This window comes from Micromonospora sp. USAFONa4 (assembly GCF_057197825.1).
This window is the reverse complement of the sequence record NZ_CM170072.1, coordinates 6987830-7010780: the sequence shown is the minus strand read 5'-3', so window position 1 is coordinate 7010780 and position 22951 is coordinate 6987830. Positions and strand designations below refer to the sequence as shown.

The window sequence follows — 22951 nt, the reverse complement described above, 5'->3', positions numbered from 1 at the left end:
GCCCAGCGCGCAACAGCCCGGCCCCCTTGCCGGCCCGCACGGGTCAGGCATCCGGCCGGCACGGCCGATCTTCCTCTGATCTTTGCTCCGGCTTGATCGTCGGAGATCCTCTCCAGGTTTCGCTGGAGACCCCGCTTGAGTTCGCATGAGTTCCCGTGAGTTCGTTTGAGCGCCTGACGGTGCTTGCATCCGCGTGTAGCCGATCCCCCTTCGGCGTGGGTGCCAACCCCCGAATGGAGCGTTTCTGATGAACACGATCATTCGTAAGAGCGTTCTCGGTGTTGCTGGTCTCGCGTTCGCCGGTGGCGTGTTCGCCGGTCCCGCGACCGCGCACGCGGCCCCGTCGGTGCAGTCGACGCCGGTGGCAGTGGCCGTGCAGGCCGACAAGCCCGACACGGGCAAGCTGATCCCGCAGGGCGTGCAGGGCGCCCAGTCGCGTATCGACCTGTCGGATGAGCAGGTCGCCAACGTCAAGGCCATCATCGCGGCGACGAAGAAGGCCGGCATGGACGAGCGCGCCGCCGTCGTGTCGATCGCCACCGCGTTGCAGGAGTCGAAGCTGGAGAACCTGGGTCATCTGGGTGACCGCAACGACCACGACTCGCAGGGCCTGTTCCAGCAGCGCCCCTCCAGTGGTTGGGGCACGGTGGAGCAGATCACCGACCCGGAGTACTCCACCACCGCGTTCCTGAAGGGCCTCAAGCAGGTCGACGGGTGGCAGGACATGCCCCTGACGAAGGCCGCGCAGACGGTGCAGGTGTCGGCGTACCCCGACCACTACGCCCAGTGGGAGCAGCAGGCCGCCGACCTCGTCACCGCGCACTGGAACAGCTGACAGCAGTAGCCGAAATCGCCGCTGGCCGGCACCCCCGCCCGGGGTGCCGGCCAGACGCATGTCGGGCCACGATGACGGGTGGCAGAGCAAGGCGAGCGCGGCGACCTGGCGTCCCACCGGCGGGTGCTGGCCGGGGGGCGTCGGCCGTCGTGGCAGCTGGCCCAGGCCTGGCCCGACGCCCGGCTGGAACTGCTGGAGACCGTCGTCACCGGCGGTGGCCGAAGGCGACGTCGACCAGGGCTGCGACCAGCGCGAGTGCGATCACCCCGGCGGCCAGCAGCAGCGAGTGCCGGAACGCGAGTGAGAAGTCCCCGCCGCTGGCGGCCAGCGAGGAGAAGAAGACCGAGCCGACGGCGGCGATCCCGGCGGCGGAACCGATCCGCTGGCCGGTCTGGAGCATGCCTGCCCCGCTGCCCGCCTGCCGTACCGGCACCTGGGACAGGGTCAGCGTCTGGTTGGGCGCGATCACCAGACCGCTCCCCAGCCCGGCCACCAGCAGGGGGGCCGCCGTCAGCCACGGCACGGCGGCGCCCTTCGGGGCCAGGTTCAGCACGACGACCACCGCGACGAGTCCCACCACCACGGTGAGCAGCCCGACCGCGACCAGGGGACGCCCGAAGCGGTCGACGATCCGGCCGCCGAGCGCGGACGCCGCGGCCGAGCCCAGCGCGAACGGGGTGATGGCCAGGCCGGCGACCAGCGCGCTGTAGCCGAGGCCGTTCTGCAGGTAGAGCGTGAAGATGAAGAAGATCGCCGTGAACCCGCCGAAGTAGGCAAGCGCGATGAGCGATCCCAGGGCGTACGACCGGAAGCCGAACAGCCCCAGGTCGAACAGCGGTTCCTGGCGGCGGCCGTACCACCGTTCCCACGCCCCGAAGCCGGCCAGGGCGAGCAGCCCTGCCGGAACGAGCAGCCACTTCGCCGGGCTCCGCCATTCCTGCTGCACCAGCGGCAACAGCACGGCCAGCACCCCCACGCCGAGCAGCAGCACCCCGACGGGGTCCAGCCGCCGGTGGTCCCGTGGGCCGGCGGGTCGGCCGGGGAGCAGCCGCCAGCCGAGGACCACCGCGAGGACGCCTACCGGCACGTTGACGAAGAACACCCACCGCCAGCCGTGCGCCTCGCCACCGACGGCGATCAGCAGGCCGCCGAGCAGCGGGCCGACGGCCGTGGAGATGCCGATGGTGGCACCGAGCAGCCCGAACGGGCGACCCCGCTCCGGCCCCTGGAAGAGCTCCTGGATGAGCCCGGTGACCTGCGGGTTCACCACCCCGGCGGCGGCACCCTGGATCAGCCGGGCCGCGATCAGCCACCCGGGCGAGGCAGCCAGCCCGGCCAGCGCGCTGGCCAGGGTGAACAGGGCGATCCCGAAGACGAACGCGCTTCGCCGGCCGCGTGCGTCGCCGAAGCGGCCGGCGGAGACCAGCACCAGCCCGAACGTCAGGGCGTACCCGGAGAGCACCCACTGCAGGTCGCTGGGGGAGGCCCCGAGGGCGCGGTCGATGGACGGGACGGCGACGTTGACGATGCTCACGTCGAGCAGCGTCATGAAGGCGGCGACCAGCCCGACCCCGAGGGCCTGCCAGCGGCGCCGGTCGTCCGGCGGTGCGGTCGTGTCGGTCGGACTCACCGTGCCTCCCGTGGACCGGTCTTCGGGCATCGTCGAGCGCTACCCCGGTCCCCGGGAGGCGAACCATCGCGAGGCGCTCGGCGGCTCACGCCATCTGGCGGGCGCAGAACCGGGGACCGAAGTCCAGCCCGGCCATCGGCGAGTCCTCCCGGTGCAACAGGTTCTTTTCGGTGAGCTGGTGCAGCGGCGCCCGCAACTGCTCCTCGGTGAGACCGGCCTCCTCGGCGATCAGGTCCGGGTACGGCACCTGCCCCCGGGCCTCCAGCGCGGCGACCGCGTCGTACACCCGCTCCTCGACATCCGACAGCTGCACCTGCCGCATCGCCTTCCTCCTTCGCCTGTCCCGCCCCTGCGCGGGCGGTCACGCCGCGCGATTACCCGGTGGACGGGCGAAGATGCCCACCCGATCGGGCGGTGCCGGTGGCCGCGCTCTGGCCGAAGGCACCCCGGGGCAGGCGCTGGCCAGGCTGCACGTGCTCGCCGCGCCGTCGGCGCCGCGGGCCGTGGCTTGCCCTAGGCTGCACCAGTGATCGTCTGGGATCTCGCCGTCGTCGGCGCCGGCCCCGCCGGGCTCTCCGCCGCCCACGCCGCCGCCCGAGCGGGCGTGCGCACACTGGTGGTGGAGCGCGCCGCGCACCCGCGCTACAAGACCTGCGGGGGCGGGCTGATCGGCACCTCGCTCGCGGCGGTTGCCGACCGGATCGAGGTGCCCGCGCACGACCGGGTCGACCGGGTGACGTTCACCCGGGACGGGCGTCGTGGGTTCACCCGCCGCCATCCCGGCGGTCCGCTGGTGAGCATGGTGCGCCGGGAGGAGTTCGACGACCGGCTGCGGGCCGCCGCGGTCGCCGCCGGTGCCGAGGTGCGCGAGCGCGTCGCGGTCCGCGCGGTCGAGCAGGACCCCGACGTCGTACGCCTGAGGCTGGCAGACGGGGACACGGTCCACGCGCGGGCGGTGGTCGGGGCGGACGGCTCCTCGGGGGTGACCGCCCGGCACGTGGGGGTCCGCCACCGGCAGGTGGACCTGGGGCTGGAGCTGGAGTTGCCCGTGCCGCCGGAGGAGCAGGCCCGCTGGCGGGGCCGTCTCCTGCTGGACTGGGGGCCGCTGCCCGGCTCGTACGCCTGGGTCTTCCCGAAGGGCGACCGGCTGACGGTCGGGGTGATCGCCGCCCGGGGCGAGGGGGAGCGGACCAGGGCCTACCTGCGCGGCTTCGTGGACCGGCTGGGCCTGTCCGGGGTGGAGCCGGCGCACGACTCCGGCCACCTGACCCGCTGCCGGGCCGAGGACTCGCCGCTGCGTCGGGGCCGGGTGCTGGTCGCGGGCGACGCTGCGGGGCTGCTGGAGCCGTGGAGCCGGGAGGGGATCAGCTACGCGCTGCGTTCCGGCGAACTGGCCGGCGCGGCGGTCGCCGCCGGTGACCTGGCGGGCTACGACCGCGCGGTCACCCGGGACCTGGTGCCGTCGATGCGCGCCGGACACCGGCTGCTCGACGTGTTCGCCCGGCGGCCGGGGGTCTTCCACGCGTTGCTGGCCACGCCGCCGGGCTGGCGGATGTTCGTGCGGTTCTGCCAGGGCCGGGCGAGCTTTGACGAGACGTTGCGTCGTGCCCCGGTCCGGGCGGCGCTGGCGCTACTGGACCGGCCGCAGGCCGGCTGAACCCGGCCACGGAGGCGCACGTCCTGGCCGCACTTTTCTGGCGCGCACGCCTGGTCTGCACGCCGTGGCGCGCGCCTGATCGCACGCCGCCGGTGTGGCGCGCCGACTACACGGGACACCGGCCCCCGCTTTCGCCCAGGATCCTAGGACGCCTTAGCGGTAATGTCCGACGTCACCACCGCACACAATGATGACGTCGAGGGAGAGAAGTCATGGCAGGAGACCACTCAGGACCGGCGTTCACCGACGAGGAGTACAGCTTCCTGCGGCACGTGCGTTTCGGCGAGCTGCCGCCCGCGGTCCGCCCGACGGGGTGAAATCCGGACGAGCGGGCGCGCCCGCGCTGCTAGCCTGGCCGTCATGGCACGAGGTATCTGGTCGCAGAAGGTCCGCTCCGCCCGCTGACGGCGGCGCCTGCTCTCTGCTGAATCCGCGCTCGCCGTCCCGGTTCCCGCCGGGCGGCCGCTTGCTGCTGCCCGGCTCCACCATGAGCTGCGGAGCACCCTTGAACCTCGCCCCGACCCCCGAACCCCTGTCCCTGCCCGTCACGGCGGGCGGCGTCGCGCACGTCCGCGCCAACGGCGTCGCCGTCGTCCGCGGCTCCCGACGGGTCCTCGACGACGTGTCGGTTACTGTCTCCGCCCGGTCCCGGATCGCCGTCGTCGGCGAGAACGGCCGCGGCAAGACGACGCTGCTGCACGTTCTCGCCGGCCTCATCCCGCCCGACGAGGGCACCGTGCACCGGGCGGGCACGATCGGCCTGGCCCGGCAGGAGCTGTCCGCGCGTGACGGCGAGACCGTCGGCACCCTGACGTCCGAGGCGCTGGCCGCGTCGTTGGCGGCCCTCGCCGCGCTGGACGAGGCGTCGCTCGCCGTGGCGGCGGGCGATCCCGGCGCCGGGGACCGCTACGCCGTCGCGCTGGAGGCCGCCACGGGGCTCGACGCGTGGGACGCCGAGCGCCGCATCGATGTGGCCCTGGAGGCCCTGGGCGCGTGCACGGACCGCGACCGGGCGTTGTCGGAGCTCTCCGTCGGGCAGCGCTACCGGGTACGGCTGGCGTGCCTGCTCGGCGCGCGGCACGACGTGCTGCTGCTCGACGAGCCGACCAACCACCTCGACGCGGACGGGCTGGACTTCCTGACCCGCAGGCTGCGCGAGCACGACGGCGGCCTCGCCGTCGTCAGCCACGACCGGGCGCTGCTGCGCGACGTCGCGGACCGGTTCCTCGACCTCGACCCGACGCGCGACGGGACGCCGCGCCTGTACGCCGGCGGCTACGACGCCTGGCAGGACGCCCGGCGCCGCGAACGTGAGTCCTGGGAGCAGGACCACGAGGAGCAGCAGGCCGAGCACCAGCGGCTGCAGAACGCGGTGTCCAGGGCCCGCGACCGGCTCTCCACCGGCTGGCGGCCGGACAAGGGGACCGGTAAGCACCAGCGCCAGTCCCGCGCGCCGGGCGTCGTGCAGGCGCTGCACCGCCAGCAGGATGCCCTCCAGGCGCACCGGATCGACGTGCCGGAGCCGCCGCCGACCCTGCGGTGGCCCGACCTGAGCGTCCGGCGGGGTGCGCCACAGTTGCGGGCGTACGGCCTCGCCGTCGACGGGCGCCTGGCCGGTCCGGTCGACCTCACCCTCGACGGCGGCGACCGGCTGCTGGTCACCGGGGCGAACGGTGCCGGGAAGTCCACGCTGCTCGCGGTGCTGGCCGGCGCGCTCCGGCCCACGGACGGCCGCGTCTGGACGGCGAAGGAGGCACGGATCGCCCTGATCGACCAGGAGACCGCCGCGCACGATCCCGGCCTCACCGCCCGCGAGGTCCACGCCCGCCACGTGGGGCGGCTGGTGGCCCGCGGGGCGCTCCGCGACGCCGAGGCCGTCCCGCTCGGGGCGCTCGGGCTGCTGGACTCCGATGCGTTGCGCACCCCGGTCGGGCGGATGTCGCAGGGGCAGCAGCGGCGCCTCGACTTGGCGTTGGCGCTGGCCGGGCGGCCCGGGCTGATCCTGCTCGACGAACCGACCAACCACCTGTCGTCGGCGCTTGTCGACGAGTTGACCGAGGCGATCCGCGACACGAGCGCCGCCGTCGTGGTCGCCACGCACGACCGGCAGTTGCTGCGGGACCTCGCCGACTGGCCGCGCCTGGAGATCGGCGGTCGGGTCACCGGCCGCGATCGACGCTGACCCGGCCCGGTGTCACGTCGCTTACGTGGCACCGGGCCGGTCGTGCCGCCGGACGCCGGACGGGCCGCAGGCGATCAGCCCACGGCCCGTCCGGTGGTGCGGGGATCAGAAGACCGGCACGCCCTCGCGCACCAGCCGCCAGTTCGGCTGGTAGAAGTCCGCCGGGTCGATGGTGCCCTTGGCCTGCGCCCAGTCGATCAGCAGCTGCCGAATCTCCTGCTGCTCGTTGTAGACCTGGGTCTTCACGATGCCGGGGAAGTTGCCGCCGCCGCTGCGCCGGTAGTTGTTGACCGCCACCACGAACTGCGCGTTGTCCGCCACCGGCGTGTCGGTGCCGGGCAGCACCAGGCGGGTGACGCGCTGCCCCACCGGCCTGGAGATGTCGATGTCGTAGTCCAGGCCGGAGAAGACGTCGTAGTTGTAGTCCGGCACGGCCGGGTCGCTGATCGTCGCCGGGTCGACCGGGGCGCCGGGGGCGAGGGTCCGGAAGTACTTGGCCGAGTACTCCAGGTAGGCGCGCACCTCGGCGCCGCTGAGCACGACCGCCTCGAGGGTGTTGTCGAAGACGTACAGCCCGGCCACGTCGCGGATCTTCACGTCGCCGGCGGGGAAGACCGCGGTCCGGCTGAACGGTGCCGCGATCGACAGCACCGGCAGGTCCGCGTACGCCGTGCCGGCCAGCGCCTGACCGACGACCTCGGTCTGCACGTGGTTGATGAAGTCCAGGATGGGGGTGTCCTTGTAGCGGCTCTCCGCCGCCGACAGCTCCACGGTGGAGCGGGCCACGACCTGGTTGACGTACGCGACGGTCTTCTGGTGCTGCGCCCGTACGGCGGCGAGGACCTTCGGGTCCTCGACCACCGTGTTGGTGTTCAGCAGGGCGGCGGCCTTCTTGGTGATCGTCCAGCGGCCCCGCTCGCGGGTCAGGGTGAAGTCCATCCGGCTCAGCCGCTGGCCCCACTTCGACGGCTCGGTGAGCAGCACCTGCTCGCCTGTCTGCTCGTTGGCCACGAACTTCTCGGCGACCTCGGCGTGGGCGTGGCCGAACAGGATCGCGTCGATGCCGGGGACCTGCTGGGCGATCAGCGCCGTCGGGTTCTCGATCGGCAGCTCCGGACCGTAGCTGGAGGTGCCGCTGTCGCCGCCGTGGGCGGAGATCAGCACGATGTCGGCGCCGCGCGCCCGCATGATCGGCACGTACTTCGCGGCGGTGGCGATCATGTCGTCGAACCGCAGCTTGCCCTCGACGTTGGCCCGGTCCCAGATCGCGCTGCCCGGATTGGTCAGGCCGAGGATGCCGACGCGCAGCGGCGGTGCGGCGAAGCCGACGGAGACCTTCTTGATGACGTACGGCAGGAAGGCCGGCTTGCCGGTGGCGACGTTGACGGCGTTGGCGGCCAGCGCCGGGAAGCCCAGCTGCGAGATCCACTTCGCCAGCAGCGGCAGGCCGTAGTTGAACTCGTGGTTGCCCAGCGTCACGGCGTCGTAGCCGAGCACGTTCATGGCGTTGGCCATCGGGTGCGTCGCACCGGTGGTGGTGATCGGCTCCTGCTTGGCGTAGAAGGTGGCCAGCGGGGTGCCCTGGATGGTGTCTCCGGCGTCGAGCACCAGCGTCGCCTTGCCGCGCCGCTCGGCGCGGATCTGCTTGACGAGAGCGGCCAGCTTGGCGACGCCCACGTCGTTGTGCTTGCTGTCGTCGTACTCGGCGTCGGAGTAGTAGTCCCAGTTGTAGACGTTGCCGTGGGTGTCCGAGGTGCCGAGGATCGTCAGGTCCCAGGTCCGCGACCGGGCCGGACCGGCCGCCTGGGCGGGGGTGGCGGCGATCAGCGGGACGCTCGCCGCCGCGGCCGCGGCGGCGAGCACCGTACGACGCGACGGGCCGGAGGGAGAGGTCATGAGGTGCCCTTCCATGGGGGTTCGGGACGCCCGGTGAGCGCCGAGCGCACCATAAACGAGCGGCGGTCACTCCTGCCACAGCGGCCCGAGGTGTTTCATCACACCGGCGCGCAGGGGCCTGGTCATGTAACACGGCGACTGCCGTTTCCGCTTGCCGCCGCAGGGTAGGGCGTGGGAGACCCCCAGACCCGACCGGTGCGCGAGGAGACGTCGGTGAGCGAGGACCAGCACACCCAGCAGGACCCCACCAGCCAGTACGGCCAGCAGGAGGGACAACCGAAGCAGCAGCAGACGCCGCCCGGTTCGACGGAGGAGATGACCCCGAAGCCGGACCACGGCGAGGAGTCGTACCGCGGCAGCGGCAAGCTCGACGGCCGGCGGGCGTTGATCACCGGTGGCGACTCCGGCATCGGCCGCGCGATCGCCATCGCGTACGCCCGGGAGGGTGCCGACGTGCTCATCTCCTACCTCAGCGAGGAGGAGGACGCCGACGCCCGGGAGACCGTCCGGCTGGTCGAGGAGGCCGGCCGCAAGGGCATCGCGGTGCGCGGCGACATCACCGACGAGGGGCACTGCCAGGAGCTGGTCGAGCGGGCCCTGCGCGACCTCGGCGGGATCGACATCCTGGTCAACAACGCGGCCTACCAGATGGCACAGGACAAGGGCATCCTCGGCATCAGCGGCGAGCAGTTCGACCGGGTGCTGAAGACCAACCTGTACGCCATGTTCTGGCTCTGCCGGGCTGCCGTGCCGCACATGTCCGAGGGCTCGGCGATCATCAACACCTCGTCGATCCAGGCGTTCGACCCCTCGCCGCAGCTGCTGGACTACGCCACCACCAAGGCGGGGATCGCCAACTTCACCAAGGCGCTCGCCGCGGACCTGGCCGAGCGGGGGATCCGGGTGAACGCGGTGGCGCCGGGCCCGATCTGGACGCCACTGATCCCGGCGACGATGCCGAACGAGAAGGTCGAGAAGTTCGGCCAGGACACCCCGGAGGGACGCCCCGGCCAGCCGGCCGAGCTGGCCCCCGCGTACGTCTTCTTCGCCTCCCAGGAATCCAGCTACGTCACGGGCGAGATCCTCGGCGTAACGGGCGGCCGCCCCACGAAGTGACCCGCCCTGCCCCTGCTGCCCCGCCCGCGTGCCCGCTGTCCCGCCCTCGCTGCCCGCGCCCGCCGGCCCGCGCCCCCTGACCCGCGTCGATCATGCATTTGTGGTGCCCCGCAAAAGGGAAGGATCAGCACTCTCTGCCCGCCAGAAGTGCATGATCGACGGCGAGAGGTGCGGGGCGCGGGGCGCGCGGAGGGGCGGGGGGCGCGGGTGGGTGGTCAGCGGGGCCAGGGGGCCAGGCGGGTACGGACCTGGGCGACGGCGGCGGGGTCCAGGCCGTAGCGGGCGAACCGGCGGTCGGGCAGGCGGTCCAGGTAGCGGCCGGCGGCCCGGACGTCGTCCTCGTCGAGGGCCGGGTCGAGCTGGCGGGCCAGGTCCAGCAGCTCCGCCACGTCGTGGTGCTCCAGGGCTGCCGCGACGTCGATGTAGTCCCGGACCTCCCGCCGGTTGACCAGGGCGGCGGTCTTGTTCGCCATCAGGTCCCGTACGTCCATCACCGGGCCGAGGTCCATCACCACCGGGCTACGGTGCCGGTCGAGGCGGGCCAGGCTGAGCCGGATGAGCCGCCCGTCCCGGCTCACCACGAAGTCCCTCAGGTCCCGGTCGAAGCCGTCGAACAACTCGGCCAGCTCGCTGTCGGGGTCCGCGTCGGTCACCTCGAACCCCGCCTGCTCCAGTGCCGTCCGCACCCCGTCCGCCGCCGCCGCGGCGGCCCCCTCCACGTCCGCGAACAGGTCCACGTCCTCCGTCGGGCGGGTCACCAGCCCGTGCGCGGCCCAGGCCACCCCGCCGCCGAGCACGAACCGGTACGGCCCGGCAGCGGACAGGGCCACCCGGGCCACCTCGCGGTAGAACTCGTGCGGGTGGGCGGTGTTCACGCCGTCCGCAGCCCCCGGTGGTGGCTCTCCCACGCCTGGCGTACGCCCCGGGGCAGGTTGAGCAGCCGCCACACCCGGCGCAGCGTGCGCCCGTTGATGAGCAGCCGGAGATCCTCCGCGCGGGTGGTCTCGCGCAGCACGTTCTCGTACATCCAGAGCAGTTCGTCCGGATCGCCCAGGTCGAAGGTGCGGTCGGAGTTCCACATCAGCCGCACCGGCAGCTCCACCACGCCACGGGTGGGGCCGGCCAGCTCGGTGAGGGTGCGGGCCACCACGGCGGGCCGGCCCGGACGGGCCAGATGGGCCGCGCGGGTCGGAGCGGGGGAGAGGGCCTGCATGCTGTCAGGGTAACCCCAGGTCGGGCCGCTGGGGATCGTGGTTTCGCCGGTGTCGTGGCTGGCGGGGCGTGGTCGGGATGGTTTTCGTGCTCCTGGCCGGGGTGAGCGCGGGTCGCCGGGGCTGGGTTCTGCCGTTCTCGGCGTGGTGGTTACTGCCAGCGTCGGATGGTTCCGTGGCGTGCGGTGCGTCGTGGTGGGGGTGTGGCCCGCCGTGCCCGGCTCCGGGCGGTCAGGCTTGATCCCTGCGCCGGGCACGGCGGGCCACACCCCGTCGGTGCCTACTCTCGCGTCCGCCCGCCGGGCTTCCGCCGGAGATCTTGGCGAGAAACCGCCCCTCCAGGGGCCCTCTCGTACCAAGATCTCCAGCGGCGCCCGAGCCCTTGGCGAGCCGGGTGAGCTAGGTGAGGCAGGAGTCGGTAATCCGTGGACCCGGGTGTGACCGGTGTCCGGTTACGTGGTGGCTGTCCAGAGGGCTTGAGCCGGTGATTTCGTCAGCGGGTTGCCTGACGGTGCCGGGTGTGCGGTTTGAGGGTGTGACCGGGGGCATCGTGGGGGCGGAATCGTGGCGGGGGCGGGGTCGTTACACCCTGCGTACGGCCGAGCAAGGCCACGCTGCCGAGGTCACGTCGCCCCGATGGGTTGGCGGGTCCGGGGCCCCCGGAATGATGGCGGGCCGGCGGTGGTTACACATGGTCCGGGCCGACGCGAGGGCAACCCCCGCCCAGCGCAACGGCCCGGCCCCTTGCCGGCCTACACGGGTCAGGCATCCGGCCGGCACGGCCGATCTGATCTTGCCTCTGATCTTTGCTCCGGCTTGATCGTCGGAGATCCTCTCCGCGTTTCGCTGGAGATCCCCCGTGAGTTCGCATGAGCGCCGGACGGTGCTTGCACCCGCGTGAAGCCGATCCCCCTCGGTGTGGGTGCCGACCCCCGAATGGAGCGTTTCTGATGAACACGATCATTCGTAAGAGCGTTCTGGGTGTTGCTGGTCTCGCGTTCGCCGGTGGTGTGTTCGCCGGTCCCGCGACCGCGCACGCGGCCCCGTCGGTGCAGTCGACGCCGGTGGCAGTGGCCGTGCAGGCCGACAAGCCCGACACGGGCAAGCTGATCCCGCAGGGCGTGCAGGGCGCCCAGTCGCACATCGACCTGTCCGACGAGCAGGTCGCCAACGTCAAGGCCATCATCGCCGCGACGAAGAAGGCCGGCATGGACGAGCGCGCCGCCGTCGTGTCCATCGCCACCGCGTTGCAGGAGTCGAAGCTGGAGAACCTGGGTCACCTGGGTGACCGCAACGACCACGACTCGCAGGGCCTGTTCCAGCAGCGTCCGTCCAGTGGTTGGGGCACGGTGGAGCAGATCACCGACCCGGAGTACTCGACGACGGCGTTCCTGAAGGGTCTGAAGCAGGTCGACGGGTGGCAGGACATGCCCCTGACGAAGGCCGCGCAGACGGTGCAGGTGTCGGCGTACCCCGACCACTACGCCCAGTGGGAGCAGCAGGCCGCCGACCTCGTGACCGCGCACTGGAACAGCTGACACAGACTTTCCACCACAAGGGGGATCGCTGGCCGGCACCCGAACACGGGGTGCCGGCCAGCGGCACATCCACCGCAGGTGGAACATCGCAGGCCGTCGGCTGGTTGAATGAGGTGTCGGTGTGTCCAGTGTCCCCGGGCCTCACCTAAATTGCCTTCGCGGAATACCGTCCGGCTGGAGCCGCGTCGCGCCACTCGCCGAGAGGCGACCTGCACACCGACACCGGCGCCGCCCCCGAGCCTCCGGGCCCGGGGCGGCGCTGTCTTCGCCGCCCCGCAGCCGGCATCGAGCGGACCACCGCGCCGGGACACCGGAGCAGCCGACACCGCGCCGAGCGCCGCCCGGACACAGGTGCAGCCGGCATCGAGCGGGCCACCGCGCCGGGACACACGTGCAGCCGACATCGCGCCGAGCGCCGCCGGGACACCGCTCGCGAGCGGCCATGCCTCCAAGCCAGCATCCCGCCGCCCGCGCCGCCCGCCGCCCGCGCCGCCCGGGTGCCGCGTGCGACGTCCCGCCCGCCGTCCGCGTACCGCAAGCGACGTCCCGGTCGGCGAGCCCGCAGGCAGGGTCAGTCCCGAGCCGGTCGCGTACGGCCAGGGGCGACGCCGTGGGAAGCGGGCGGTGACCGTCGGGGTGGTGATCCGGCGGCACGGGTCGCGGTCCCGGGCGGCCTGGCCTATGTTCATGTTGGCTGTGACGGACAGGTCGGGAGAGGGGGTGTCGCGCGTGGGCCTGCGGACCTTCATCCAGGGCTGGCCGGTATACCGGCAGCTCACCGGCACCGACCCGCTGGGCCGGGGCGCCGCGGCGCAGTCGGGCCGCTCGGCGGAGCTGACCGCCCGCACCGAGACCGCCGACAGCGTGGCGCGGTCGGTCTGTCCCTACTGCGCGGTCGGCTGCGGCCAGCGCGTCTTCGTCACCGATGGCGCGGTCACCCAGATCGAGGGCGACCCGGACAGCCCGATCTCGCGGGGCAGGCTGTGCCCGAAGGGGTCGGCCAGCAAGAGCCTCGTGACCAGTCCCCTGCGGCAGACGAAGGTCCGCTACCGGCGGCCCTACGCCACCGAGTGGGAGGATCTGGAGCTCGACGTCGCGCTCGACATGATCGCCGACCGGATCCTCGCCGCGCGGGCGGAGACCTGGGAGGACGTCGACTCGCAGGGCCGGCCGCTCAACCGCACGCTGGGCATCTCCAGCCTGGGTGGGGCGACGCTGGACAACGAGGAAAATTACCTCATCAAGAAGCTTTTCACGGCGATGGGGGCGCTCCAGATCGAGAACCAGGCGCGCATTTGACACTCCGCCACCGTCCCCGGTCTGGGGGCCAGCTTCGGTCGCGGTGGCGCGACGGACTTCCAGCAGGACGTCGCCAACGCTGACGTCATCGTCATCCAGGGCTCGAACATGGCCGAGGCCCATCCGGTGGGCTTCCAGTGGGTGATGGAGGCCAAGCGGCGCGGCGCAAAGGTGTTCCACGTCGATCCGCGGTTCACCCGCACCAGCGCGGTGGCCGACACGTACCTGCCGATCCGCGCGGGCTCCGACATCGCGCTGCTCGGTGGCGTGGTGCGCCACATCCTGGAGAACGAGCTGGACTTCCGGGAGTACGTGCTGGCGTACACCAACGCCGCGACGATCGTCAGCGAGCGCTTCGTCGACACCGAGGACGGCGACGGTTTCTTCTCCGGCTTCGACCCGGAGACGGGCAGCTACGTCCAGGACTCCTGGCAGTACGCGGGCCACGAGTCCGACTCCGGCAGCGGGCACACCGCGAAGGAGCGGGACACCGCCGCCGGGCTGCGCCACGAGTCGCACGGCGCCGAGGTGGGCGGTCAGGTGGAGCGGGACGAGACGTTGCAGCATCCGCGCTGCGTCTACCAGATCCTCAGGCGGCACTTCGCCCGCTACACCCCGGAGATGGTGGAGCGGGTCTGCGGCATCCCCCGGGAGAAGTTCCTGGAGTTGGCGCAGGCGTGGACGGCCAACTCGGGCCGGGAGCGTACCGGCGTGCTGATCTACTCGGTGGGGTGGACGCAGCACAGCGTCGGCGTGCAGTACATCCGTACCGGCGCGATCATCCAGCTGTTGCTGGGCAACATGGGCCGCCCCGGCGGGGGCATCCTGGCCCTGCGCGGGCACGCCAGCATCCAGGGCTCCACGGACATCCCGACGCTGTTCAACCTGCTTCCCGGCTACCTGCCGATGCCGCACCACGCCGACCACCCCACCTTCGACGAGTGGGTGGACAGCATCCGCCACCCGGGCCAGAAGGGCTTCTGGGGCAACGCCCGCGCCTACGCGGCGAGCCTGCTCAAGGCGTACTGGGGGGACGCGGCGACGCCGGAGAACGACTTCTGCTACGGGTACATGCCCCGGATGACCGGCGACCACGGGACGTACCAGCAGGTGCTGAACATGATCGACGGGAAGGTGCGGGGCTACTTCCTGCTCGGCCAGAACCCGGCGGTCGGCTCGGCGCACGGCCGGGCGCAGCGCCTCGGCATGGCGAACCTGGACTGGCTGGTCGTCCGCGACCTCTTCATGATCGAGAGCGCGACGTTCTGGCGCAACAGCCCCGAGGTCGCCACCGGCGAGATCGTGCCGGAGCAGTGCAGGACGGAGGTGTTCTTCCTGCCAGCCGCCTCGCACGTGGAGAAGGAGGGCACCTTCACCCAGACCCAGCGGCTGCTCCAGTGGCGGGAGAAGGCCGTCGAACCGCCGGGCGACGCCCGCTCCGAGCTGTGGTTCTTCTACCACCTCGGGCTCCGGCTGCGGGAGAAGCTGGCCGGCTCCGACCTGCCGCGCGACCGGGCGCTGCTCGACCTGGCCTGGGACTATCCCACGCCCGGTCCGCACGCCGAGCCGAGCGCCGAGGCGGTGCTGCGCGAGATCAACGGGTACGAGGTGGCGACCGGCCGCCCGCTGTCCACGTTCGCCGAGGCCCGCGACGACGGTTCCACCGCGGTGGGCTGCTGGATCTACTCCGGGGTGTACGCCGACGGCGTCAACCAGGCGGCGCGGCGCAGGTCGCGCCACGAGCAGGACTGGGTGGCCGCCGAGTGGGGCTGGGCGTGGCCGGCGAACCGGCGCACCCTCTACAACCGGGCCTCGGCGGACCCGCAGGGCCGGCCGTGGAGCGAACGCAAGCGCTACGTCTGGTGGGACCCGGACGCCGGGGAGTGGACCGGCTACGACGTGCCGGACTTCGAGCGGACCAAGCCGCCGACGTACCGGCCGCCGGAGGGCGCGTCCGGCCCGGAGGGGATCGCCGGCGACGACCCGTTCGTCATGCAGGGCGACGGCAAGGGCTGGCTGTACGCGCCCAGCGGCGTGCTGGACGGCCCGCTGCCGACGCACTACGAGCCGGCCGAGTCGCCGGTGCGCAACCCGTTCTACCGGCAGCAGGCCAACCCCACCCGCAAGGTGTACGCGCACCCGGTGAACTCGGTGAATCCGAGCCCGCCGCAGGAGCACAGTCAGGTCTTCCCGTACGTGTTCACGGTCAGCCGGCTCACCGAGCACCACACGGCGGGCGGGATGAGCCGTACGGTGCGGCCCCTGGCGGAGCTGCAACCGGAGATGTTCGTCGAGGTGTCCCCGGAGTTGGCCGCGGAGGTGGGCCTGGCGCACCTGGACTGGGCGCACCTGGTCAGCGGGCGGGCGGTCATCGAGGCGAAGGTGCTGGTCACCGACCGGCTCAGCCCCCTGCGCGTGGACGGCCGGGTGATCCACCAGGTGTGGCTGCCGTACCACTTCGGGTTCGAGGGCCTGGTGACGGGCGACTCGGCCAACGACCTGTTCGGGATCACCCTGGACCCGAACGTGCTGATCCAGGAGAGCAAGATCGGTACCTGTGACGTGCGGCCCGGTCGGCGGCCCACCGGCCCGGCCCTGCTGGACCTGGTGGCCGAATACCAGCGGCGGGCGGGCATCGTCCCCGGCCAGCCGGCCCCGACGCTCACCCCGGGGGCGCTCGCCCCGCCGGAGCCCGCCGACGGCGCCGGGGAGGGCCGCGATGCTTCCTGACCCGCACAGCCTGTCCGGGCCGCTGGATCCCGCCCCGGAGGCCGGCTGGACCGACGCCCCGCCCCGGATGGGCTTCTTCACCGACACCAGCGTCTGCATCGGCTGCAAGGCGTGCGAGGTGGCGTGCAAGGAGTGGAACGACGTCCCCGGCTCGGGGCTGGACCTGCTCGGCATGTCGTACGACAACACCGGCGCGCTGACCGCGAACTCGTGGCGGCACGTCGCGTTCGTCGAGCAGCCCCGCCCGGCGGGGCACCGCAGCCCGCCGTTCGCCGGCACGCCGACGGGCGGCTCGGTCAGCGCCTCGTCGGCGGCCGTGGCGGCCGGCGTCGGCAACCCGACCGGCACGGAGCCGGGGGTGCCGCCGGGCGCGGCGGACGCGGCCGCGCGGATGGCCGCCGGCACCGGCACGAGCACGGGCCCCGCCGGCACGAGCACGGCCGGCCGGACCGACGGGCCGGAGTTCCTGGGGATGCCCGGGGCGCAGCCGCCGGGGCGCGCCGGGGGCGCGGAGGGGCGCACCGACTTCCGCTGGCTGATGATGTCCGACGTCTGCAAGCACTGCACCCACGCGGCCTGCCTCGACGTCTGCCCCACCGGCTCGCTGTTCCGCACCGAGTTCGGCACGGTGGTGGTGCAGGAGGACATCTGCAACGGCTGCGGCTACTGCATCTCCGCCTGCCCCTACGGCGTCATCGACCAGCGCAAGGGCGACGGCCGGGCGTGGAAGTGCACGCTGTGCTACGACCGGATCGGCGCGGGCAACACTCCGGCCTGCGCGCAGGCGTGCCCGACCGAGTCCATCCAGTACGGCCCCCTCGACGAGCTGCGGGAGCGGGCCGCGGCCCGGGTGGCGACGCTGCACGAGCGGGGCGTGCCCGAGGCGCGGCTCTACGGGCACGACCCGGGCGACGGGGTCGGCGGCGACGGCGCGTTCTTCCTGCTGCTCGACGAGCCCGAGGTGTACGGGCTGCCGCCGGACCCGGTGGTCACCACCCGGGACCTGCCGAAGATGTGGAAGCGGGCCGGCCTGGCCGCGCTGGCGATGGCGGCGGCGGCCGTGGCCGCGTTCGTGGGAGGTTCCTCATGAGTGCGGAGCGCGGTGGGCGCAGGCGGCGCGGCGGCGAGGAGCTGAGGGTCCCGGAGGCCGAGTTCACCTCCTACTACGGCCGGCCGATCCTCAAGGCGCCGGTCTGGAAGTGGGACATCGCCGCGTACCTGTTCACCGGCGGGCTGGCGGCCGGCTCGTCGCTGCTCGCGGCGGGCGGGCAGCTCACCGGGCGTCCCGCGCTGCGCCGCGCCGGCCGGGTCGCCTCGCTGGCGGCGGTCACCGCCAGCACCGTCTTCCTGATCAAGGACCTGGGGCGGCCCGCCCGGTTCCACCACATGCTGCGGGTGGCCAAGCCCACCTCGCCCATGTCCGTGGGCACCTGGATCCTCGGCGCGTTCGGCCCGGCCGCCGGGCTCGCGGCGGTCGCCGAGGGCGCGGCGTGGCTGCCGGAGCGGGGGCTGTCCGGCCTCGCCCGCCGGGTGCTGCCGCCGGTGGGGCACGCCGCCGGGCTGGCCGCCGCGGCGACCGCGCCGGCGCTGGCGACGTACACGGGGGTGCTGCTGGCCGACACGGCCGTGCCGTCGTGGCACGAGGCGTACCCGGAACTGCCGATCATCTTCGCGGGCAGCGCCCTGGCCAGCGGCGCCGGCGTCGGGCTGATCGCCGCGCCCTGCGCGCAGGCCGGGCCCGCCCGGCGGATGGCGGTGGCGGGCGCGGCCCTGGAGCTGTACGGCGCGCACCGGGTGGAGACCCGGCTCGGGCTGCTCAGCGAGCCCTACCGCACCGGCCGACCCGGCCGCCTGCTGCGCGCGGGGCGGCTCCTGACCGCCGCGGGGGTGGCCGGCGCCCTGCTGGGTCGGCGCAGCCGCACGCTCTCCGCGCTGTCCGGGGCGGCGCTGCTGGGCGCCTCGGTGGCGACCCGGTTCGGCATCTTCCAGGGCGGCGTGGCCTCGGCGAAGGATCCGAAGTACACGGTGGTGCCGCAGCGGGAGCGCCTCGCGCGGCGGCGCGCCGCCGAAGGCTGACGCCTCCCCGCGCCCGCTCGCCGGGCCTGTGGTTCACTGCTGCGTGGAGGCGTTCAGGCGGCTGGTGCCCCTCCCGGTCTTCAAAACCGGTGTGGTCCGGGATCCGGGCCAGGCGGGTTCGATTCCCGTCCGTCTCCGCCATGCTGCGGAAGTGGGGATCATGGGGGACGTCGCGGCCGATCCGCGCCGGCGGGTGCCGCGCACCGACGCGCTGCTCGCCGACCCCCGGCTGACCGCCGCGGCGGCCACCCTGGGCCGGGAGCGGGTCAAGGCCGCCGTCCACCGCGCCCAGGAGCGCGCCCGCCGGGGCGAGATCACCCCCGAGGCGGTACGCGACGCCGCGCTGGCCGCCCTGCCGGCGCCGGCGCCCCGGGCGGTGCTCAACGCCACAGGCGTGGTGCTGCACACCAACCTGGGTCGCGCCGCGCTCTCGCCCGCCGCCGTGGCGGCGGTCGCCGCCGCCAGCGGGCACACCGACGTCGAGTTGGACCTGCGCACCGGGCGGCGGGCCCGGCGCGGACGCGACGCCCTCGACGCCCTCGCGGCGGCGGTGCCCGACGCGGGCGCGGTGCACGTGGTGAACAACGGCGCCGCCGCGCTGGTGCTCGCCGCGACCGCGCTGGCCGCCGACGCCGAGATCGTCGTCAGCCGGGGCGAGCTGGTGGAGATCGGCGACGGGTTCCGCCTGCCCGACCTGCTGGAGAGCACCGGCGCACGGCTGCGCGAGGTCGGCACCACCAACCGCAGCACGCTCGACGACTACGCCGCCGCCATCGGTCCCCGTACCGGCTTCGTGCTCAAGGTGCACCCGTCGAACTTCCAGGTCACCGGCTTCACCTCCGCCGTGCCGGTGCGGCGGCTGGCGACCCTCGGCGTGCCCGTGGTCGCCGACATCGGCTCCGGGCTGCTCGCGCCCGACCCCCTGCTGCCCGCCGAGCCGGACGCCGCCAGCACCCTGCGGGCCGGGGCGGCGCTGGTCACCGCCAGCGGCGACAAGCTGCTCGGCGGTCCGCAGGCCGGGCTGCTGCTCGGTGCCGCCGACCTCGTCGAGCGGCTGCGCCGGCACCCTCTCGCCCGGGCGCTGCGGGTGGACAAGCTGACCCTCGCCGCGCTCGCCGCCACCCTCGCCGATCCGGCGACCCCCACCCGGTCCGCGCTGCACGCCGACCCGGACGCCCTGCGCGGGCGCACCGAGCGGCTGTGCGAGGCGCTCGCCGCCGACGGGTGCGAGGTGCAGGTGGTGCCCGCCGGGGCGGTCGTCGGCGGCGGTGGCGCCCCCGGCGTCGAGCTGCCCTCGTGGGCGCTCGCCCTGCCCGAGCGGTACGCGTCTCCGCTGCGCCTCGGCGACCCGCCGGTGCTGGGCCGGGTGGTACGCGGGCGGCTGCTGCTGGACCTGCGCTGCGTGCCCGCCGACGCCGACGCGGCGCTGCGCGCCGCCGTGCTGCGCGTGCCCGGGGAGGGCTGAGGCGTGTTCGTGGTGGCCACCGCCGGGCACGTCGACCACGGCAAGTCGACACTGGTGCGGGCGCTGACCGGGATGGAACCCGACCGGTGGGCCGAGGAACGCCGCCGGGGCATGACCATCGACCTCGGCTTCGCCTGGAGCACGCTGCCCTCGGGCGCGACGGTGGCGTTCGTCGACGTGCCGGGACACGAGCGGTTCGTGCCGAACATGCTCGCCGGCGTCGGCCCGGTGCCCGCCGCGCTGGTCGTCGTCGCCGCCGACGAGGGCTGGATGCCGCAGTCGGCCGAGCACCTGGCGGCACTGGACGCGCTCGGCGTGGCGTACGGCCTGCTGGTGGTGACCCGCGCGGACCTGGCGGATCCGGGGCCGGCGACGGCCCGCGCCCGGGCGGAGCTGGCCGCCACCTCCCTCGGCGCGGTGGACGCGGTGGCGGTGAGCGCGGTGACCGGCGCCGGCCTGCCGCAGCTGCGCGCGGCGCTGGACCGGCTCGCCGCCCGGCTGCCCGCCCCGCGGGCCGACGCCCCGGTGCGGCTGTGGGTGGACCGCGCCTTCACCGTCCGCGGCGCCGGCACGGTGGTGACCGGCACGCTCGGCGCCGGTCGGCTGCGGGTGAGCGACGAGCTGGAGCTGGCCGGCAGCGCGGAGCCGGTGCGGGTACGCGGCCTGCACTCCCTCGGCGTGGCCCGGCCCGAGGTCGGCCCGGTCGCCCGGGTGGCGGTGAACCTGCGCGGCACGCCCCGGGACAGGCTGGGGCGCGGCGACGCGCTGCTCACCCCCGGCCGGTTCCACCGCACGGACCTGCTGGACGTGCGGCTGGCCGGCGACCCGAGCGGGGAGCTGCCGGCCACCCTGACCCTGCACATCGGCGCGGCGGCGGTGCCGGCCCGGGTCCGGCCGCTCGGCCCGGACACGGCCCGGCTGCGGTTGGCCCGGCCGATGCCGCTGCTGGTCGGGGACCGGGCGCTGCTGCGCGACCCGGGCCGGCACCACGTCGCGGGCGGGGTGACCGTGCTGGACGTGGCTCCGCCGCCGCTGACCCGTCGGGGCGCGGCGGTCGCCCGCGCGGCGGTGCTGGCGACGGTGGACGGCCGCCCCGAGCTGACCGGCGAGCTGCGCCGGCGGCGGCTGGCCCGGGCCGCCGACCTGATCCGCATGGGCGTCGAGGTCACCGGGCGGCCGGTCGCCGGCGACTGGCTGGCCGACCCGGAGCACTGGCGGGGCCTCGGCGCCCGGCTGGTCGAGGAGGTCGCCCGGCACTCGCGGGAGCACCCGCTGGAGGCGGGCGCGCCGGTCGAGCTGCTGCGCCAGCGCCTGGACCTGCCCGAGCGGGCGCTGGTCGAGGCGCTGGTCCGGCCGCCGCTGCGGCTGCGCGCCGGCCGGGTCACCGCGTCGGCGGTCGACGCGCTGCCGGAACCGGTGGCCCGGGCCGTGGCCCGGGTCCGCGCCGAGTACGCCGACCGCCCGTTCCGCGCCCCCGAGGCCGAGCACCTCGCCGACCTGGGGCTGGGGCCCCGGGAGATCGGCGCGGCCGTCCGTGCGGGGGCGCTGCTGCGCCTCGCGGAGAACGTGGTGCTGCTGCCCGGCGCGGCCGACGACGCCGTGCGGGTGCTGGCCGGGCTGCCCCAGCCGTTCACGCTCAGCGCCGCGCGGCGGGCGCTGGACACCACCCGCCGGGTCGCGGTGCCGCTGCTGGAGCTGCTGGACCGTCGCGGCGCCACCCGCCGGCTGCCCGACGACGCGCGGGTCGTGGTGACGGCCCGCTCCTGAAGCCGCCCCGGCGGGGCCGGTGGTCGCCTAGCGTGGCGCCATGGACCCTTCCGCGGTCTGGCGGGACCGGCAGCACAAGTGGCGGATCGAGGCGTACCGGGCGCCGGACCTGCGTTTCGCGATCTTCGCCACCAACGGCACCACCGAGTCCGCGCCGCTGTGGCTGTTCGGGATGTCGGCGCTGGCCCGGTGGCTGATGACGCACAAGATCTCCCTCGACGACCTGGAGGTCGACTGACATGGGGGCGCAGTTCGGTCAGCTCGCGCTGGTGGCGGTGCTGGTGCTGGTCAACGCGGCCCTGTCGGGCAGCGAGATGGCGCTGGTGACGCTGCGCGAGGGGCAGGTGCGGCAGTTGGGCCGGCGCAGCCGGTCCGGTGAGCGGCTGGCCCGGCTGGTCCGCGACCCCAACCGGTACCTGGCGACCATCCAGCTGGGCATCACCCTGGCCGGGTTCCTCGCCTCCGCCGCCGCCGCGATCTCCCTGTCCGAGCCCCTGGTGGGGCCGCTGGGCTTCCTGGGCGGGGCCGCGCGCGGCGTGGCGGTCGTCCTGGTCACCGTGCTGCTGACGTTCGTCACCCTGGTCGTCGGCGAACTGGCCCCCAAGCGGCTGGCGATGCAGCGCGCGGAACGCTGGGGGCTGGTCAGCGCCGGTCCGCTGGACCTGCTGGCCCGGCTGTCGCGGCCGGCGGTCTGGCTGCTCAGCAAGGCCACCGACGTGGTGGTGCGGCTCGCCGGCGGGGACCCGCGCGCCAGCCGTACGGAGATGACCGAGGACGAGCTGCGGGAGATCCTGGTCAGCCAGCGGGGCCTGTCCGCACAGCAGCGGGAGATCCTCACCGGCGCGTTCGACATCGCCGGCCGGACGCTGCGGGACATCCTGGTGCCCCGGCTGGCCGTCACGGTGCTCCCCGCGACGATGCCCGCGGCCGACGGGCTGCGCCGGCTCGCCGCCGCCGGCCGCTCCCGCGCCCCGGTCGTGGGGCCGGGTGGGCTCGACGCGGTGCGGGGCGTGGTGCACATCCGCGAACTCGTCGGGGCGGACGCGGCGACGGTCGCCGACCGGGCCCGTCCGCCGCTGCTGCTGCCCGGCACCCTGCCCGTCTCCGACGCGCTGCGCGAGCTGCGGCTCTGCCATCAGCAGCTCGCCCTCGTCGTCGACGAGCACGGCGGGGTCGACGGCCTGATCACCATGGAGGACCTGCTGGCGGAGGTCGTCGGGGAGCTGTACGACGAGACCGACCGGGACGTGACCGGGGTGACCCGGGAACCGGACGGCTCGCTGCTGATGCCCGGCGACTTCCCGCTGCACGACCTGGCCGACGTCGGCGTGCGCCTGCACTTCCGGCCGTCGCGGGAGTACACGACGGTGGCCGGGCTGGTGCTGGCCGGGCTGGGGCACCTGCCGACCGGACCGGGGGAGACGGTGCACCTACCGGGGCTGACCGTCGAGGTGGTGGAGGTGGCCGGCCGCACCATCCGCCGGGTCCGGCTGCGCGGCTTCTCCACCGGCCCCGACCCGGTCGGGTGACGGCGGCGGAAACGCCACGA

General features: G+C 74.1%; 16 protein-coding genes, 1 tRNA gene and 1 pseudogene. 13 read left to right on the top strand and 5 right to left on the bottom strand.

Features of this window, described 5'->3' with window-relative positions:
* Positions 1-247: 247 nt before the first annotated feature.
* Complete coding sequence (locus AC0OO9_RS30320) at positions 248-835, top strand: hypothetical protein (RefSeq protein WP_484514183.1); 588 nt, start codon at positions 248-250, stop codon at positions 833-835.
* A gap of 205 nt (positions 836-1040) precedes the next feature.
* On the opposite strand, the gene AC0OO9_RS30315 is transcribed toward AC0OO9_RS30320, so the two are convergent.
* Positions 1041-2495, bottom strand: a complete 1455-nt coding sequence (locus AC0OO9_RS30315) for an MFS transporter (protein ID WP_484514182.1) — start codon at positions 2493-2495, stop codon at positions 1041-1043.
* A 55-nt stretch (positions 2496-2550) separates the two neighbouring features.
* A complete protein-coding gene (locus AC0OO9_RS30310; protein WP_132239717.1) occupies positions 2551-2787 on the bottom strand; it encodes a hypothetical protein in 237 nt (78 codons plus the stop codon).
* A 204-nt stretch (positions 2788-2991) separates the two neighbouring features.
* On the opposite strand from AC0OO9_RS30310, the gene AC0OO9_RS30305 reads away from it, so the two are divergent.
* Together AC0OO9_RS30305 and AC0OO9_RS30300 are read left to right on the top strand one after the other, a co-directional pair.
* A complete protein-coding gene (locus AC0OO9_RS30305) occupies positions 2992-4122 on the top strand; it encodes a geranylgeranyl reductase family protein (RefSeq protein WP_484514180.1) in 1131 nt (376 codons plus the stop codon).
* A gap of 505 nt (positions 4123-4627) precedes the next feature.
* Positions 4628-6304 carry an ABC-F family ATP-binding cassette domain-containing protein gene (locus AC0OO9_RS30300; RefSeq protein ID WP_484514178.1) on the top strand — a complete coding sequence of 559 codons (1677 nt, stop codon included), beginning with the start codon at positions 4628-4630 and terminating at the stop codon, positions 6302-6304.
* Between the two features lie 105 nt (positions 6305-6409).
* Here AC0OO9_RS30300 and AC0OO9_RS30295 read toward each other — a convergent pair whose 3' ends face one another.
* Positions 6410-8200 (bottom strand): bifunctional metallophosphatase/5'-nucleotidase, encoded by a 1791-nt coding sequence (locus AC0OO9_RS30295; protein WP_484514176.1) that lies wholly within the window; start codon positions 8198-8200, stop codon positions 6410-6412.
* Between the two features lie 213 nt (positions 8201-8413).
* On the opposite strand from AC0OO9_RS30295, the gene AC0OO9_RS30290 reads away from it, so the two are divergent.
* Positions 8414-9316 (top strand): SDR family oxidoreductase, encoded by a 903-nt coding sequence (locus AC0OO9_RS30290; protein ID WP_421449910.1) that lies wholly within the window; start codon positions 8414-8416, stop codon positions 9314-9316.
* Positions 9317-9531: 215 nt separating this feature from the next.
* Here AC0OO9_RS30290 and AC0OO9_RS30285 read toward each other — a convergent pair whose 3' ends face one another.
* Both AC0OO9_RS30285 and AC0OO9_RS30280 read right to left on the bottom strand, forming a co-directional pair.
* Positions 9532-10191 (bottom strand): nucleotidyl transferase AbiEii/AbiGii toxin family protein, encoded by a 660-nt coding sequence (locus tag AC0OO9_RS30285; protein WP_484514174.1) that lies wholly within the window; start codon positions 10189-10191, stop codon positions 9532-9534.
* The gene (locus AC0OO9_RS30280; RefSeq protein WP_393170783.1) at positions 10188-10529 is read right to left on the bottom strand and encodes a hypothetical protein; all 342 of its coding nucleotides are present in this window, start codon (positions 10527-10529) and stop codon (positions 10188-10190) included. The genes AC0OO9_RS30285 and AC0OO9_RS30280 overlap by 4 nt, the downstream gene beginning before the upstream one ends.
* Before the next feature lie 948 nt (positions 10530-11477).
* Here AC0OO9_RS30280 and AC0OO9_RS30275 point away from each other — a divergent pair.
* The 9 genes and pseudogenes from AC0OO9_RS30275 (at position 11478) to AC0OO9_RS30235 (ending at position 22931) form a co-directional block, all read left to right on the top strand.
* Positions 11478-12065 (top strand): hypothetical protein, encoded by a 588-nt coding sequence (locus AC0OO9_RS30275; RefSeq protein WP_484514172.1) that lies wholly within the window; start codon positions 11478-11480, stop codon positions 12063-12065.
* A gap of 729 nt (positions 12066-12794) precedes the next feature.
* Positions 12795-16008 (top strand): annotated as a pseudogene (gene fdh, locus AC0OO9_RS30270) (formate dehydrogenase); the annotation flags it as partial.
* Between the two features lie 75 nt (positions 16009-16083).
* Positions 16084-17184, top strand: a complete 1101-nt coding sequence (locus tag AC0OO9_RS30265; protein WP_484514171.1) for a 4Fe-4S dicluster domain-containing protein — start codon at positions 16084-16086, stop codon at positions 17182-17184.
* Positions 17181-18170, top strand: a complete 990-nt coding sequence (gene nrfD / locus AC0OO9_RS30260) for an NrfD/PsrC family molybdoenzyme membrane anchor subunit (RefSeq protein WP_484514170.1) — start codon at positions 17181-17183, stop codon at positions 18168-18170. The genes AC0OO9_RS30265 and nrfD overlap by 4 nt, the downstream gene beginning before the upstream one ends.
* Positions 18171-18215: 45 nt before the next feature.
* Positions 18216-18311, top strand: a tRNA-Sec gene (locus tag AC0OO9_RS30255).
* 19 nt (positions 18312-18330) lie between these two features.
* Positions 18331-19635, top strand: coding sequence for an L-seryl-tRNA(Sec) selenium transferase (selA, locus tag AC0OO9_RS30250; RefSeq protein ID WP_484518092.1), 1305 nt, complete (start codon positions 18331-18333; stop codon positions 19633-19635).
* A 3-nt stretch (positions 19636-19638) separates the two neighbouring features.
* Positions 19639-21402 carry a selenocysteine-specific translation elongation factor gene (gene selB / locus AC0OO9_RS30245; protein WP_484514169.1) on the top strand — a complete coding sequence of 588 codons (1764 nt, stop codon included), beginning with the start codon at positions 19639-19641 and terminating at the stop codon, positions 21400-21402.
* A gap of 40 nt (positions 21403-21442) precedes the next feature.
* The gene (locus AC0OO9_RS30240; protein WP_089000292.1) at positions 21443-21640 is read left to right on the top strand and encodes a hypothetical protein; all 198 of its coding nucleotides are present in this window, start codon (positions 21443-21445) and stop codon (positions 21638-21640) included.
* Position 21641: 1 nt separating this feature from the next.
* Positions 21642-22931 carry a hemolysin family protein gene (locus tag AC0OO9_RS30235; RefSeq protein WP_484514168.1) on the top strand — a complete coding sequence of 430 codons (1290 nt, stop codon included), beginning with the start codon at positions 21642-21644 and terminating at the stop codon, positions 22929-22931.
* Positions 22932-22951: the final 20 nt, after the last annotated feature.